At 50.1% G+C, this 17,987-nt stretch carries 5 protein-coding genes; 2 read left to right on the top strand and 3 right to left on the bottom strand.

The genetic code is table 11. The annotated features are described in order from the left end of the window. Positions 1-18: 18 nt before the first annotated feature. Positions 19-1,056 carry an AAA family ATPase gene (locus Pla110_RS04165; protein WP_144993539.1) on the bottom strand — a complete coding sequence of 346 codons (1,038 nt, stop codon included), beginning with the start codon at positions 1,054-1,056 and terminating at the stop codon, positions 19-21. Positions 1,057-1,955: 899 nt separating this feature from the next. Between Pla110_RS04165 and Pla110_RS04170 the strand changes: the two genes are divergently transcribed. Then, positions 1,956-12,761, top strand: coding sequence for a DUF1583 domain-containing protein (locus Pla110_RS04170; protein WP_231742910.1), 10,806 nt, complete (start codon positions 1,956-1,958; stop codon positions 12,759-12,761). Between the two features lie 21 nt (positions 12,762-12,782). Here the strand turns inward: Pla110_RS04170 and Pla110_RS04175 are convergent, their stop codons facing one another. After that, a complete protein-coding gene (locus Pla110_RS04175) occupies positions 12,783-13,964 on the bottom strand; it encodes a M24 family metallopeptidase (protein WP_144993544.1) in 1,182 nt (393 codons plus the stop codon). Between the two features lie 106 nt (positions 13,965-14,070). Continuing rightward, positions 14,071-15,186, bottom strand: a complete 1,116-nt coding sequence (locus Pla110_RS04180) for an SPFH domain-containing protein (protein WP_144993546.1) — start codon at positions 15,184-15,186, stop codon at positions 14,071-14,073. Positions 15,187-15,897: 711 nt separating this feature from the next. Here Pla110_RS04180 and ilvB point away from each other — a divergent pair. After that, positions 15,898-17,676 carry a biosynthetic-type acetolactate synthase large subunit gene (gene ilvB, locus Pla110_RS04185; RefSeq protein ID WP_144993548.1) on the top strand — a complete coding sequence of 593 codons (1,779 nt, stop codon included), beginning with the start codon at positions 15,898-15,900 and terminating at the stop codon, positions 17,674-17,676. The last annotated feature ends 311 nt before the right edge of the window (positions 17,677-17,987 follow it).

Consider the following 17,987-nt stretch of genomic DNA (forward strand, 5'->3'; position numbering starts at 1 on the left):
GTCGAATGGAAGAGATCGTCAGGAGGCGCCGACGGTAGTCTGTTTTCCAAGTGTGACGAGAATGTGGTCAATCACATTGTCCGGGAGCACATTTTCCGCTTGACCTTCGAAGTTCAGAATCATGCGATGCCGCAATGTCGGATGAGCGACCGAACGGATATCGTCGCGCGAGACGTGGAAACGACAGTCTAATATCGCTTTGATCTTGGCTCCGAGAATGAGCGCCTGTGCTCCACGTGGGCTGGAACCATACCGAACAAATCGACGCACCGTTTCGGGGGCGATTTCCTGATCGGGATGGGTGGCCAGCACGAGGTCGATCGCATATTGACGGACTTCGTCGGCGATTGGGATCTGCCGGGCGAGGGCTCGCATCTCCAGAATTCGATCTCCCTGAAGAACCGCTTTAGCGAAAGGAACATCGATCTCGGTTGTTCGCTGCAGGATTTCGGCGATTTCCTCCGAGGTCGGGAAGGGGACCAGTAGCTTCTGGAAGAACCGGTCGAGTTGGGCCTCGGGAAGGGGATAAGTTCCTTCCATCTCAAGTGGGTTCTGCGTCGCCAGGACAAGGAAGGGCTGCGGTAGAATGTGAGTCGTTCCGGCGACCGTGACGGAATGTTCCTGCATCGACTCGAGCAGGGCTGATTGTGTTTTAGGCGTTGCCCGATTGATTTCATCGGCCAGGACGATGTTCGAGAAGATCGGTCCTTTCTGGAAATCAAATTCCCGACGACCATCGGGAGTTTCCATAACAACGTTCGTACCGATGAGATCGGCCGGCATCAGGTCGGGAGTAAACTGGACGCGGCTGAATTGCAGGTGCAAGGCATCGGCCAGAGTGCGGACCAGCAATGTTTTACCAAGGCCGGGAACGCCTTCCAGTAGAACATGGCCTCCTGCGATGAGAGCCATGATTGTTCCTTCGACGATCTCTTCATGGCCGACGATCACCTTGGATACTTCCCGCATCAACTTACTGAAGTCTTTGCGGAAGTCTTCCAGGTTTTGTTGGACTTCATCGGAAGGGGGACTCGTAGAAGAAGTCGATTCACTCATTATGTATTGCTCCAGAGGAAAGGAGTAGTTTGCTCGATGTTGCTGTCCGTTTCTACCAGGTTCGAAAGACGTACTCTTCAGCTTATCCCAAGAAGAGGACTGTTCGATAGGGAGGCAGAATTACGGGCTGGCAAGCGGGAAGAATTTTAGAACGATTATTGATTAATGGTTCCTGCAACTAACCGACTGCCATGTGGAGAGGACCAAACGAAGGGGCCTCTCCGGGTGAGTGAATGTGATGAGCAGAAGTGATATTGCGTTCCCTCGATATGGAAAAATAACGAGAGAATATTGAACTTGATGACCGACTTCGTGTTGATGAAGGCGAAACCGATGAATTTCAAGTCGCCTCTTTTATGTCGAATGAATGAAGGAGAGTCAATGTCACTCGATTTGATGTTTGCTACTTTTTGTGGAAGTTGTTTTAAAATTAGCAATCCCCAGTGGACAATTCCCGGGTACAATCAGAGAATGGTTTTCGGCAGTCTTTGTCTCTGTGCATTTTCCGGTGTGAAACCGTCGCCGTAACTGAAGTTAGCGAAGCTGGTTTGGGAAAATACAGGACACTATCTATCTGTGAAAATAGACTTCAGTAAATGCGAAATTGCAATCGTTTCTTTGGTCTGTTCACTAAATCGGCTGCCATCGCATACACTCGTTGAAAGTTTGTAGGTAATCAATTCTGTTCAGTCGTTGGGGGCCACACCTGTCCGAAGGAAGTTCTTAAATGTTTCACTTCGGGCTGCCGGTTTTCTCGAACGAAAGCGGACTAAAACGCATCAAATAACTATATGAATAGAGAACGGCCCAATATTGCCTCGGGGCCTGTTTTGATTGACGCTCAAAAGAATTACATCCTCCAACGAGACTCATTGAATATCGAAAAGGACGGAATCCTGATGCCCGTTTTGAATCGCCTGATTCGTGTGACGCCTCTTCGCTTCTCTTGCTCCCAACTTACCGCAATCGTGTTTTCGACAGCCTTGTTCCTGTCGCTGACTTCCTGTGGTGTTCCTGCCCGCTCTTTCTTGATAGCTGAGGAACCTCCTGTAGAAGAGCTTTCCGAGGAGGAGCAACGCCAGAACCTGATCATGGAGCGGTATCTGTCCATCCTGGAACGGAACCCGCAGCAGGGAACCGCCTTCAGTCGCATCTACTCGATGTACGTCGAGCAAGGGAGGTTGGACGAATTTGTCGAATCGTATCAGGACAAAGTTGAACAGAATCCGGAGGATGGCGCCGCCTGGAAAGTCCTCGGGCTGATCGAGTCGCAGCGTGGGCAGGAAGCAGAAGCGAGTAAAGCCTACGAGAAGGCGGAAGAGTTGCGACCGGAGGATGCCTCTGCCTCGTACTACCTGGGCCAGTCGTTACTGTTGCAGGGACAACAAGCCGCCGCCGTCGAGGCGTTCGAGCGGGCGATCAAGCGAAACCCGCCCGCGAATGAGTTGCTGGAGGTTTATCAGTCGCTGGGAAAAGTTTATCAGCGGATGCAGGAGACCGAAAAGGCACTCGAAGTTTGGAAGCGTTTGGATGAAGAATTCCCCAACAGTCAACGTGTGCAGGAACAGATTGCGATTACGCTTGTGGAGGAATCGGAGTTTGAGGAAGCCCTGAAACGTTATCAGCAGATGGAAAAAGAGACGACCGACGATTACCGGAAAGTCACTTACGGGATCAAAGTCGCGGAAATGCAGCTTAAGCTGGCTCAGCGCGAAGAAGCATTGGCACAGTTTGAAACTTTAATGAACAATCTAAACCCGAGCAGTTGGTTGTATCGCCAGGTTCGGGACCGGATTGAAAACATTTTTCTGCGCAATAGCGATCAAGCTGGCTTGGCCGCTTACTACGAACAATGGTTGGAGAAAAATCCGCGCGATATTGATGCGATGGCCCGTTTAAGTCAGGTTCACTTTCAGCAGGATCGGGAAGAAGACTCGGAGAAGATGTTGCGGAAAGCGATTGAACTCGCCCCGTCTGATACCGATTTACGGAATCGGCTGATTTCACAATTGATTCAGTCGCGCGAAAATGAGGCGGCGATTGCCGAATATAAGAAACTGAACGAAATTGAACCCAATAATCCCGAAACCATTCGTGACTGGGGATTTCTGATTGTTCTTGATCGTTCTCAAAAGAAAGCCGAACGACAGGCAGCGGCGACCGCCGTGTGGGAGCAGATACTGAAGGAACGGAGCGACGATCCTGTGATTGTTTCTCAGGTCGCCGACTGGCACCGTGAAGCCGAAATGGAAGACAAAGCAATCGCGCTCTATAAAAAAGCGATTGAGCTTGCTCCTGAAAATGTGCAGTACCGGGAATACCTGGGCGAATACTATCATCAGCTTGAGCGGAAAGAAGAGGCACTGGCGACCTGGAAGGAACTGGTCGCGGGGGAGAACCGAACGACACGAAACCTGATTCGACTGGCGGAAGTTCTGCGTGGCTTCGGTTATCAGGAGGAAGGGTTGGCCTATATGGAGGAGGCCTGTCAGGACGATGTGGAATACGCTGACCGATTGAACTATTCCCGTATGCTGATGGAAGACGAACAGGCCGAGCCAGCGCTGGCTCAACTGGATCTCGCTTTGCCTCTGGCCGAGAACGACGAAGAACGGCATAACATTCTCCGAGAACGAATTCGCGTTTTTCAAGTTGCCGAAACGTTGGTCGAAAAAAGAACTCAGCTGCAGAAAGAACTGGAAGACGAAGCGAATCAGACGTCAGAAAAATGGACTCGGCTTGCGTTGTACTATGAGGCAGAGGGCAATGCGGATGAATCCTACAATGCGGTGCGTGAGGCATTGAAATATGACGACCTGAAATTACCGACGTTGGTCTCGGCAGCACGTATCGCCGAGACGGTGGGTGACTTGGGCGGGGCAGTGACGATCCAGGAGCGAATGCTCACTCTCGACCGAAAATCTCGTCCCGATTATCTGCGTCAGCTCTCTCAACTGGAATTGCAACTGGGCCACCCGGAGAAAGCGATTGACTATGCACAACAATTGATCGCTGCCTCACCGGGATCGGTAGAGGGGTATCTGTTCTACGCGAATCTCTGTTTTGAGTTGGGACGCGAGGACGAAGGGTTCAAAACGCTCCGAAAAGCGGTTCGGCTGAATCCAAATGATCAGGAAACCTTATTTGCTCTCGCCGGTGCACTAAGCAGGCATTATCGATCTGAAGACGCGATTGAACTGTACTGGAACGCTTTCGATAAGGCGGATGATCTGGATACACAGATTCAAGTGATGGGGCAATTGACCTCGCTTTATCAACGTATGGGCAAATTTGAAGAGTTGGTGGAACGGGTTAAATCGAAACAGCAGTCACAGGAGGGGCAGCGAGAAATCAATATGGTGCTCGCGTTCGCCTATAAAAGCGTCAACGATTTTCAAAATGCTCGCGAAATTCTGGAAGGACTCCTCGAGGCCGAGACACCGGATCCACGCATTCTGGAAGAGTTGGTCGATATCGCGGAGTCGGCCAATGAAATGGAGTTGGCGATTCGGTACATGACCCAGTTAAAGGAAGTCGTTCCCAGTGAACGGAACGAATTCCGATTGCTGCAAATGCAGCTCAAAAATGGGGATATCGAACAGCTCGATCTAATCCTGACGCAGTTGACTGTCGGTAATCCTGATCTCGATGAGATTCATCAAATGATCGATTCGTTGATCGAGCGAAAGGATTTCAACGCAGCGTTGGAAGTGACTCGAAAAATGCGGCCCTCGCATAAGGCTGATTGGGAACTGCAATTGAAAGAAATTCTCCTGTTACTGGCACTCGACCAGACGGGAGAAGCTCAGGAATTGGTCAGCGACTTTGTTGAACTTGACTTGCCCGACATGGAATATTCTCAAGGGACAGCGAAGCAGATCGAACAGCGGAAGAAGACTTACCAGCAACGGGGGATTTCTGAAGAATTCCGGGACTACACTGTTTATCAGCGGCTCAATCGTTTGATGCAGCAGCCGAGTGCGATCGAGGCGTTGGTCCAAGCCTGGAAACAGAATCAGAATTCAAGTAATTATGCTTTGGGAATGTCGGTAATGTTTACTCGCTCATCCGGGGGCGTTTCACGACTGTTTGATAACAACTTTCAAACCTATGGCAACGCGAGGGTTCTGGCGATTCAATGGTTGGCTGCCGCCTATGATGCCGAAAAGCGTGACGAACTTCTCAGTAAGTTCGAGAAGAAATGGGAATCAGAACCGAATAATTTTCAGGCAATCTGGAACCGGCTCTGTCTGGTCACCCTTCAAGAAGACAATACGGCCGCGTTGAAGTTCGCCGCACAATACATTGATCGCCCGGAAATCGAGTTCGCTCAATTCTGCGTTTCCAAGCTCCATGAAATGTCGCCGATCATCAATAACAATCGCCGTATAAGCTATACAGCGTTAGGAAACACTTCCCAGATTCAGACTAGTGAAGTCTCTTTTAAGCCTGTCTTGACCGATGCACAGCTTGATCTTCTCGTTAAATCCTATGAACGACTGATGAAGGAACAAAAAGGGGCGAGTGTCCATTACCAGCAGCAGCTGATCGCTCAGCTGAAGAAACATGACCGGGAAGAGCAGGCTGATGAGATTTATCAGGAGATGTATGCCTCTGTAAACACTCCTCAGGAGATCCAGTCACTCCTGAGCATAGAGATTCAGAATCAGAAATATGATAAATCGCTCGAATTAATGGAGCGGTTGGTCGAAGGCTTAAAGCAGAATAAAAAAGATCAATCCTGGCAGCGGTATTACGACTCTCTCGGACAATTTTTTCCTCAACTTATGCTTACGCTGAAGACTGAAAAGAAGATGGATGAGTTCCATCAGCTCTTTGAAATTGCATTGGATCTTTATAGCGATTCTTCTGGTCAGCCAAATCAACAGGCTCACAATCCGTTTAGAATGCCTATTAGTCAAGTCGGTTCGATGAGCCAGACCCAGTCTGTTGCCGTGATGATTCAAATGAATCAATTTGAGCATCGGGAGATCAAATATCCCATTGCAAATGAGATACTTCCCTATGCCCCTATTCAAGCATTCTACAATTTCTTCTTTCAATGTAGTTCTGAACCAGAACAGGTCGAAAAACTGATCGCAACGGTTGAGAAGAAAATGGCTGCCGCTGCTCCGGAGCAGCAGGTGTACTATCGCCTGGTCGCCTCTTCTTTCCAGTGGTGGAACAATAAACCGGAAAGTGCACTGGACGAACTTCTGGCCGCGATAGAGCAAATGCCAGAAGTCAGCTACGAGATGCGTGAGCAGCTTGCTCAACTTTATATCAGCGAAAACGAATTCGAAACCGCTCTGCAATGGCTGGATAAAAGCGAGCCGGACAATATCAAGGACTTGCAGAAAAGAGAGCTCGCCGCACTGGATATCGCTATTTCAGGCGGAATCGAAGAACGCGCCCGGGTGGCAGCAGAACGCCTGAGTTCCATGCGTCTCGATTTTAATACCCAACTGGAACTGTCCAGAAAGATGAAGACATTGGGTATGGAGGAACTGGCGGCAGTGACATTGAAACGATCTCGCCAGCAGGCGGGTAGTAATTCGAACAATCTTTTTCAGTTGATGACTCGGTACCAGACTCATAATCCGGAAATCGCTTCTGAAATTGCCATGCAAATCCTGCAGAATACGACTTTGGGTAACCAGCGTAATTCCAATCAAGATGTCTACCGACAACAGGCGGTGCGGATTTTGCAATCGCAGAATCGTCTGGCTCCTCTCATTGAGGAAACAGAAGAGAAATTGAAAGCTTCTCCCAAGTCGATTGAGATTATGGAACATTTACAGGTTTATCTGGAAGCCTCTGGAAAACGGCAACGGTCGGCGGAGATTGAAGAACAGATATTGAAGCTTAAACCATTAACGAAAGAAGAACTGGTCGAGCGCGCCGAACGCGCGGCTAACGCCGGGCAATACAATCAGAGCATCAAACTATTCGAACAGGTATTCAAAGAATCACCGGAAATAATCGGTCACCGGTTTTACAGCATGGGACGAGCATTCCGTGAAGCGAACCAACTCCAAGAACTGGTTGATTTGTTAGAGGGAGTGGAACTCAAAAGCAAGATTCATTCTAACGATATCTCCAACTTGATGCAGCAATTTCGTCCTCGGAATAATACCGAAGGTGATGCCGCCGCAAAGCAGGCTGTGCGGCTCATAGCGATCTTCTGGGATTCACTTAAAAACGAACGTCTCACATTGTTGAACTCACTCGCAAGCATTCAGCAGAAGGAAGAGTTCTGGCAGAACAAACAATTGAAGAAGTACCTGCAAGAAGCGTTTCTGCCCAATGATGTCACGACGGTTCGGCAGAATACCAATTACGAGTTACAGCAAATCCACCTTCAAAATTATGATAAAGAGGGCAAAACGACTTCTTTATACAGTCATTTGCTCAACTCGTTCGAAGATAAAAAAGAGATGCTGGCGTTCCGTGACAAGGTGGCCGAAAAGGTTGGAGAAAATGACTTCTGGATTAACGGAAAGCTTGTACTTTGCCTGCTCGATGTCAAACTTGGTCGGACAGAGGATGCCAAAAAAGACCTGGATGAAATTAAAGAATCCAGCGTAAGCTTACCAGATCACATCAAGCGGTTTGTCGCTCAGGTGCTGGAGGAATCCCCAGAATTAAGAGACGATGCGATCTCCATTTACGAAGAACTCGTCGCCAATCCTACTGGAAACAACAATAGCGACTTCCGGTATCGACCCGAAAACCGCTTGCTGCATCTGTATCTGGAGAACGGTCAGAAATCGAAAGGGGTTCAGTTGCTGGTGAAAGAGCTGAATCGGCCAATGGATCACTCTTCCAATGCAGATTATCAAACCTCGCGTGAGATAAGTCGATTGCAGGAGATCGCCAATCAGTTTGAAGAGCTGGATATGAAGTTCGAGGCCTATGTCCTCAATCAACGTATGCTGATGAATACATCCAAGCTGGAGCGGGCGAGCCGCTATCTGGGTTCCACGTTTGTCAATCGTTTGCAGGAAAAACAAGCGAAATTGCTTTTGACAATGGAGAGCGAACAAGTACAAAAATCGCTTGAAAGTGACTATATTTTGGCGCTCGCTGGTCAGAGAAAGTCAGACTTTCCCTTTCTCGTGGAACAGATTCTGGCTACCAATCTCGATGAGTCCGGTGATATGGAACTCAGCAATCCTTTTCTGGATCAGCTGACGGAGTCTTTGGATCCGAAGTCAGATTCAAAATCGATGAACATCCAGGGGATAAAGGAAAAAGCAACTCGAAAAGACCGCATTGCCGCCACACGGAAAGTTCTGGAGATCTTCAATGAATATTTGAAGACAAATGAACTAGAGCAGCCCGAAGAACCGACCTGGTTACTCGCCCGGTTGCTGTTGCAGACGCTCGATCCGAAATTCTCGGTTAAAACTGCCGATCTTGAGATTCTTCAAAACTACCTCGCCGCGATCTCCGTTTCGGACAAGAAACCGGGATTGGAAAATACGTCGGATGAAAATATAGAATCGAAGAAAAGCGACGAAGAGACTGTATCGGAAAGATCGATCAATCTGAGAACTGACCAGAAAAAGCAAGTCATATTCTCCTGTTGGGTTTTGGCGGAAGCACTCTGGAAAGACGAGACCTCTTTGGAGCAGGGGGATGCCCTGTCCGAGTCGGCGCTGAATAATATTCGCAAGATGATATCACTCTCCGGTGAGAACAGTATAAGCGAAACTGATCGCGAGGCATGGTTGATGAGCCTCCTTCGATCCCGTGGGGCCGAATACCTTCGTCGTGGAAATAAGGAAGCGGCGGAAAAAGATTGGCGTGAAGTTCTCGATCTGCTGATATCCGCTTCAATGAAACTCAGAAGCAACGTTCTGGAAGTGCTAATCAATCCAAGGTCAGCTATTCCCACTGTCGCCTCTTCGCCGAAACTGATTGCTAAATCACAATCGATTCAGATCGGCAGTCAGAATAAAACAGAGAAAGAGGAGAAGGCAGAAGGGAAATCCGAGAAGAAAAATACTCCAAAACCATTAGAGTATGATCGTTTTGAAAAAGTGTTCTCTTTGGCGTTACTGATGGCGCGGGAAGGCATGCCCGAGCTTTCGTTGGAAGCCGTGGGCAAAGCAATCGATAATGGGATTCCCCTGTATAAGGGAGATGCAATCGTCTACTACGGAAATACAAATTGGAGCAGGATTGAACGGCTAACTTTGATGACCGAAGGAGTTCTGTACGACAAGCTTGTCGAATTGGAAGGACTCTGGCGAGAACAGGGTGTTCCGTTGGCGGATATTTATCGACTGTATCTCAGCATCATCTTTCCTGCTTCAGAACCTGAGGAAATGTATGTTTGCCATCAACTTCCGATACAGTTGCCCAGTTCCAATACGGCCATGTCGGGCAAGAACCCGCACTTGGTCTTTCCTTCATTCCAATACGATAATGAGGATTCCAATAACCAGGAGAAGTCGGGATCCGCACAAGATGCTCACGCTGAAGTATCCCATGACGCAGAAACTCATACTGGAAATGGTTGGTCGAAAGTCCATGGAAAAGAATATGACGCTCGCAGCCTGATGCAACGAACGCTGTTGTTGTCCGTAGAAATGGATAGTACAGAACAATTTAAGGAAGTTCTCAACGAGAAACTATCGGTCGAATCTCAGGAGCTAGCTATACGGACAATCTTGCTTGAGTTAGCGACTGTACAGGACCAGTTTGAGCAGGTGGGTCAACAGCTCGATCTGATTACGCCTCTTCTGGAAGAGAAGCTTTCGACTAAAGACGTTCGCAAACTTTGTTCGGTTCTCGTTCCCTTGATTCAAGCATCGAAAGAAGTTGACAAGGTCATTCCCATTTATGAAGCGGCGATTGACAGTCTGGAAACACAACATTCTCCCGAACCGGCTTCCAGTGCGTTAGAGATTCTGGGCAACTATTACATTGAGCAAAATGAGCTACCTAAGCTGCTTGAGGCCTTCAGTAAACTGATGAAGCATCAGCAAAACGTCCGGCAGGGGACGGTGAACTCCCAGTTCGGAATCCAGACTTATTCTCTCAGTTCCGGGGTGGCGCGGATGTTTGCCACCATCTTAAAGCACACCGACATCGACACCAGCATGGAATACCTGGCTGTTCTGTACGATGCCGGGAATGGTCGCGTGTCGGGCCTGCGGGAAACATTAACGCGTCTGTATTATAAGTTGAAGCAGCTTTCACCTGAGGAACGTTACCCGCTTCTTCACGACTGGGTGTTTGTCGACGGGAAACCGAACGCCGATCTTCGACACTTTTCAGAATTTATGCCAGCCGATTTCCCGCCCGGGCGATTCATGAAAGTGACCACCGATGATTCTGATCACGAGATCACGGTGACTCACAACACGTCTAATGTGTTTGATACGACGCAGTTACTTTGGGAGTCGGCCCTGGAAATTGGAAAAGACCAGGAATTGCTGGCTGAGTTTCAGGCGCTGAGTAATAACCATCGCGAGATCAACTTTCAAAACTATCTTCTCGGTCTCTACCAGAATCCACAAAGTAAGCAAGTCTATTTTGAGACTTTGCGAACAGAGATGCAGGAGCAACTGCTTAATCAACGTAACCTGTTGACTCCCGAAATGATGGCGATTGCCATGGATGCTCTGGTTCAATCCGAACTGCATGAAGAGGCCAAAGAATTGATCGACGTATTTCGCGTCGCCAGCAGCCGACCCAGCGCAGCAAACCGTGAAAACCTGGTGCGCTCCAACGCGTTTCAATGGGAACATGCGAAACTGAAGCAACCTGCTTACCAGCATTCCACCGAAACGGCATTGCCCTATTGGGTATCGACGACTCAATTTCATTTTGCCCCCAGTTTGGAAGGGGCCTTTGACGCTGCGTTCTATGGCCAGAATGAATACATCAAACACGAAGCGAGTTCTGGTGACAGCTTCATCTTCTTCAAATATCCACTGACAGGCGATTTCGAATTCTCTATGGAGACGTTGAATGATCGTTGGTCGGAAGGACACTTCGCTTATGGCGGATTGACCTATCAACTCGAACTCGGAAGCTCGGGTGAGATTTGGGGGATGGGACGTCAAGGAGGAGCTATCCTGAGCACGAATACGTTGGAGCGTGCTGTCTTCAACGAATTCAAACTGAAAGTCACGGCGGATAACGTCAAGATGTTTATGAATGACGAAGAGTTTTCGAACGAAGATCATCCGTCTCAGACCAGTCCGTGGATTGGTCTGTTCAGCGAAGATGCTGTCCGCAGTTATTTTCGGAATCTGAAACTGACGGGAGATATCACCATACCTGATCAGGTCGACCTGGTCGGGCCGTCCGGAATGCGGGGATGGGTTGGATCCTGGTTACAGGAAGAAGTCGAAAACGTAGTTCCCGACTATCCCGATGCCCGCGAATCGAATCGTTTGATTCCGGATGAAATCTGGGTAAATCAAAATGGCGTTCTTACTGGAAAACAGAGTTCGACGAAGATCTCTCATGCGACGATGCAAAGTTATCTCTACTACCACCGCCCGTTGCTTGATAAAGATGTTGTTACGTATGAATTCTTCTACGAGAAAGGGAAGATTGACGCTCATCCCGCCCTGGGGCGAATGGCATTTCTGATAGAACCCGATGAAGTTCGTCTCCATTGGATCATTCAGGAAAACGAGACACATTGGTCTGGTCTGGAATACGACAACAGTGCCGCCCTGAAAGAAGGGGAACAACTGACGGACAAGATTCCTCTCAAAGAGGGCGAATGGAATCAGCTTCGATTTGAATTGAACGAGGGGAAAATTCGTCTCACTTTGAACCACGAGCCCATCGTCGAAATCGTGAATGAACAAGAGGGCATTCCGCATTTCGGTTTCTTCCATTACAAGAATCTGACCGAACTGAAGGCGAGAAACATCGTGCTGACCGGTGATTGGCCCGAGTCGCTGACGGCGGAAGAAGTTCTGAAGATGATGACCACCTATGGATCGAAACTCGCTTCTCCCGACGATGCGGCTCAGCAGGCAACTCCTGTGGCTTCGCTGATTCCAGAGGAGATTATCTTTGATCACGTTGAAGATATTCTGAACCAGTCGCGGCAACGAGATCCGGAGGCAGCTTATCTGTTCCTTAAGAAGTGGGTCGTTCCCAATGTCGAGCATGACACCTTCCGACTTTATCCAGCAGTGGTAGGAATGAAGAGGGGCAAAGAAACGTCCAGCACGGAAGAGGTAAACTCAGTTCGCTATCTGGACGCTCCTGTATTTGATTTGATCGAGCAGGCGGAGCTTACAGGCAAACTGAACGAACTGATTAACGAAGCGAACTCGTTGACGATGGAAACCCCCAATCAGAAAATCAGCCAAACCGGTTTTCTGATTCTGTCAGAACTTTCCCGAGACAATGCCGAAGCGATCGATAAGCTGTTACCACAGTTTCTAACTGAACTTGACGCTCTGACAGATCCGGAGTTCTTCTGGAATCAGTGGCCCGGAGTGGTCGTTTATAAAGCCCTGAAAGAGCAGGGGACTTATGCTCCCGAGTTAGAACAACTTGCCAAAGCGATCGAAGCCGTCGGTTCTCCCAGCGGTCATAACGAATTCTCTGTCATGCGCGACCCGGTTCGCTGGAACGAAGCGTGGGACCATGTCACAAGCGAAGATGCTTCGGCAGAAGAAACGTCTGCAGAAGAAGCGGAAGCCGTCTCAGAACAAAAATAGCTCCCTGGCGGATTATCGCGATTAACCCAACGTCGCCACTTCCGTCTGCACCGGGCCGCCGGTGACATGAACGTTGTTATCGTGGTCGATATAGACATTCACCTCGCTGCGAATCCCGAACTCGGGGAGATAGATCCCGGGTTCGATGGAGAAGCAGGTGCCGGGTAGGAGGTGCCGTTCTTCGTGGGTTTCCAGGTCGTCCATGTTAGCCCCATTGCCGTGGGTTTCTTGGCCAATGCTATGGCCCGTGCGGTGAATGAAGTACTCACCGTAACCGGCCTCGTTGATGACGTCGCGTGTCCAGCGGTCGACCTGCCAGCCCTGAACCGGTTTGCCCGCTTTGCAGTGAGCTTTGATCTCGCTAATCGCCTTGTCTCGCGCTGCGGCGACAATTTTGAAAACATCATTGTACTGCTGCGGAGCTGTCGGACCGACATAGGCGACGCGGGTCAGGTCGCTGTAGACTCCTTTGGGTTTATCCATCTTGGCCCACAGGTCGAGTAACACGAACGAGTCTTTTCCGATCAGTGTTTGCGTTCCCTGTCCTGTTTCGTAATGCGGGTTCCCGCTGTTTTCATTGACGGCGACGATCGGAGGGTGATAGGTCGTCATGCCATTCTTCGCGAAGTGATCCATAATCAGATCGCTGACTTCCTGTTCCTCCACATGTTCGCCACTCTTCGCCACACTGTGAATGAAGTCCCACGCCAGATCGAAAGCTGCTGTTGTGTGTTTCTCCGCCTCCAGGTGGAGTTGCCACTCCTCTTCGCTCCAACTCGCTTCAAACATCTGGATCAGGTCGCCTGAAGAGATGACATCCAGAACGTACCGGCGTATGAGCTCAATCGTCCCGGCATCCACGCGTGCGACATAGGGATTAGATGCCAGTGGAGCGTATTCCATGGCGACCTGATCGACATTGCTGAGGATGGCTTCCAAGTGCTGTTCCAGTTCTTGCCAGGCGAGGTAGACTTTTTTGTCGCCGGGTAAATGATCGAGCACGCCCGATTCAATCCGATGGACCAGTTTGATCGGTTCGCCAGTTTGCGGAATGAAGTAGAAAAACCGTCGAGAGCTGACTTCCTTTTCTGACAGTCCCAACACCCGCCGGGCGAGAACGTTGCTTCCACGGAAATCGTACAGCAGCCATCCCGAAACGTTCTGATCGGCAAGGGCCTGTTGAATCTGTTGGAGGTCAAACATGGTTAGTTCCTGTTTGGGGTCTTACTTATTCGTGAAATGTTTGCGTCATCATAAAAAGAAGCGACCCCGGAAGGTCGCTTCTGAATTTCAATAACGATTTTCTCCGTTACCCTGCGGGTGGTGGGGGAGGAGGCGTCGCTCCGCTGGCGAAGTAAGCGGCCAGAGCGGGGACCTCTCCAGCAGGTTTCCAGGCGTCCATTCCGGCGGACCAGACGTTGGTTGATTTATTGATGTTACCCGCCTGAATGGCACCAGCCAGATTTTCGAGACCGACAGGACCTTGCTGTTTACCATCCATATAAATATGCCATTGAGCGATGGGGGGAGGAGGAGGCGCCATGCCGAATCCACCATTTCCCCCGAGGGCCGGTTGCTGTGCCATACGGTTGGCCATGGCGAAGCCCATACCGAGACCCATGCCTTCAGCCGCTCCACCACCAGATGGGTTGTCGGCTGCGGCCATCATTGCTTTGCCCATCTGGAATTGCTGGTATTGATTCATATCGCCGATGACGCCCATGCTGGAACGGGTATCGAGAGCCTTTTCGACTTCTTCCGGCAGAGAGATATTCACGATGATTAACTGCGGAAGCGCCAGTCCGTATTCATCGTCAATTTGCTCGGCCACATGCTGCCGTAACGTATCGGATAGAGCCCGGTAGTTCGAAGCCAGGTCCAGAGCGGCAATTTGCTGTTTACCGAGCATGTCGGCCATGGACGAGACGATCATCGAACGGATCAGCTCCGTGATTTCGTCGGTCTGGAGTTCCTGATCAGTTCCAACCAGTTCCTGTAGCAACGCTTTGGGATCGGTCGCTTTGAGGGAGTACGTTCCGAAGGCACGCAGTCGGATTGGACCGAAATCGGGGTCCCGCAGCATAATCGGGTTGGGGGTGCCCCATTTCAGGTCAGTCACCTGGCGAGTGCTGACAAAGTAGACCTCGGAGCGGAAAGGGCTGTTAAAGCCGTATTTCCAACCTTGCAAGGTGCTCAAAATCGGCAGGTTATCGGCGGTCAGCGTGTAACTGCCCGGTTCGAAGATGTCCGCGATCTGTCCGCGATGCACGAATACGGCCTTCTGGCCGGGGCGGACGATCAGCTGGGCGCCGTTCTTGATTTCGTTGTGATAACGGGGAAACCGCCAGACAAGCGTGTGCCGAGAGTCATCGAGCCACTCGATGATATCAATCAATTCATTGGTGAGCTTTTCAAACAATCCCATCGGGCAGGCTCCTTTCGCAACATATTAGGTGTGCAACTGGCTGAAACGGGAAGCCATCTCAATTTCGAATCAGATTATTCTGGCTGCAGTGAAAATGGCGGACTCAGAAGTAATCGTCATAAAAGAGTGAGGCTGCTTCGAGGTGAGAAAAAAATCTCGAATTCCGGATCTGGACTCAATCTTCTCTACATGAGTAACGAATGATGATCAGAAACAGATCACCGAAAAATGGCAACTTATCGAGGATAACTTCTTTCAAGACAGACAGATAGTGAAAAAAGGCCTTCCAGAGGTGGATGTATGTCAATCGGACGTCGTCAAGTAGACGGGATGGAGGGGGCGTACGGACAGGATCCGTCGAAAACGCCATTTACAGGAGAATCAACGCTCGAAATTCGTGCCATTCTCTTCTAAAATGAATGAACCTCGAAGCCGGAACCCCCTCTCTAAATAATATTCCGCACAACTGCACTTGGGGTCTGTACCTTTCCCGGTCGATGGAGAGTAACGGACGGTGCAATTGATCGCGTCTGAGAAACTCCTATTCCGGCTTTCTGCTGATTCGATTTTTTCATCAATCTCGTTCCGTCGTCGTCGACGATGGTTCAGGCTGTGACCACCTTGACGCGATGATTATCTGCGGGTGGACCCAAACTGACTTCGGGCAGCTTGATCAATACATTTAGATTCTATATTCGTGAGGATAGTTACGTGGCATCAGTTAAACCGGAAACCGAATTAAAAACTACCAACGGTGCCGAAATCCTGGTCGAGGCTTTGAAACATCAGGGGGTGAAGCTGGTCTTTGCTTATCCCGGAGGTGCCAGCATGCCTTTACACCAGGCATTACGCAAAGCCCGCGAGGAAATTCGGACCATTCTTCCCCGACATGAACAGGGAGGAGGATTCGCCGCTCAGGGAGTTTCCCGAACCAGCGACGAAGTTGGTGTCTGCATGGCGACGAGTGGCCCCGGAGCGACCAACCTGGTCACCACGTTGGCCGATGCCAAGCTCGACAGTATTCCGATGGTGGCCATTACTGGACAGGTGCCGCAATCGGTTATCGGTACAGATGCGTTCCAGGAAACTCCCATTGTGGAAGTCAGCCGGGCGATCACCAAACACCATTTCATGATCACCAAAATCGAAGACGTCGCCCGCATCGTGAAGGAAGCGTTCTACATCGCGAAAACGGGCCGACCCGGCCCCGTCTTGATCGACGTTCCTAAAGACATTCAGCTCGGCACGATCACGGGGGAAATCGATTACGATCCTCCCATGTACCTTCCCGGTTACCGTCCCGAACTGCGTAAAACAGCTCCCGAGCAACTGAAACAAATTCTTGCGGCCGTGAAACGATCCCGCAAACCGATTCTGTATGTTGGTGGTGGCTGTGTGGCGTCTGGTGCGGCGGAAGAACTGAAAAAATTCGCCCTTAAAACCAAAATCCCTGTGACCACAACCGTCATGGGACTGGGCGTTTTTCCTGGTGACCATCCACAGAGCCTCGACATGCTTGGTATGCACGGAGCGGCCTACGCCAACTATGCGATCAACGATGCGGACTTGCTGCTCGCTTTGGGTGTTCGTTTCGACGACCGCGTGACGGGCAAACTGGAAGAGTTCGCCAAACATGGAAAAATCATCCACGTCGACATCGACCCTTCCGAGCTTAACAAAAACAAAGAAGCTCACATTCCCATCATCGCCGATGTGAAAGAAGTCCTGCAGGGACTGAACGCGATGATCACTGACGACGATCTGCCCGAAATTTCCGAGTGGACGGAGCAGACCAACAAGTGGAAAGAACAGTATCCTTATAAGTACGAGGATATGGGCGATGTGATTCAACAGCAGTACGCGATTGAAGAACTTTGCCGCCAGACGATCGAACGAAATCCCTACGTGGCCGTGGGAGTGGGACAGCACCAGATGTGGGCCGCCCAGTACTACAAGTTCCGCACACCGAATCACTGGCTAAGTAGTTCTGGCTTGGGCACGATGGGCTTCGGTCTTCCGGCTGCTATGGGTGTGCAGGCTGCGCATCCGGGCGAACTGGTCATCGACATCGATGGGGACGGTTCCTTCCTGATGAACGTTCAGGAATTGGCGACGCTGCATTGTGAACAGTTGCCGGTTAAGATTCTTCTTCTGAACAACCAGCACCTCGGTATGGTGGTTCAATGGGAAGATCGTTTCATGGAAGGACGTCGTGCTCACACTTACCTGGGTCCAGTCGACAAACCGGAATGGCTGGGTGATGGTGATGGTAGCCACTACGCCGAGACCTACCCGAACTTCGTGCAGATTGCCGAAGGGTTTGGACTGAAATCCAAACAGGTTCGCAGCAAGAAAGAATTCCCTGCCGCCCTGAAGGAAATGATCGAGAGCGACGAACCTTATCTGCTGGACGTGATCTGCTCCTACCAGGAACAGGTTCTCCCGATGATCCCCAGCGGCGGCACCGTCAAAGACATGATCCTCGACTAAGGGGAGAGGTGTGCTCTGCCAATTTGCTGAATTAAATCAAAAACCCGTCGTGAGGCAACTCACGACGGATTTTTTTGTTGCGCGGTAAACGGACCAAGATTCGACATTCTTAAGCGTCCAAAAGATGTGCATTGAGTTCCGTTGCCTTGACGCACTGCACACTATCCTCTGAGTGTTTAGAGTTAACATGAATTCTCTATTGCAGATTCAATGAACATCATGACGAGGTATTTGTCATGCGTTCCCGACTCTTTATTTTTTCCATCCACGGGGAGGCCACCACGCCGATCCTCCGTCACGATGGTGAATAA

It is taken from the genome of Polystyrenella longa, assembly GCF_007750395.1.
In the GTDB taxonomy this organism is placed as follows: Bacteria; Planctomycetota; Planctomycetia; order Planctomycetales; family Planctomycetaceae; genus Polystyrenella; species Polystyrenella longa.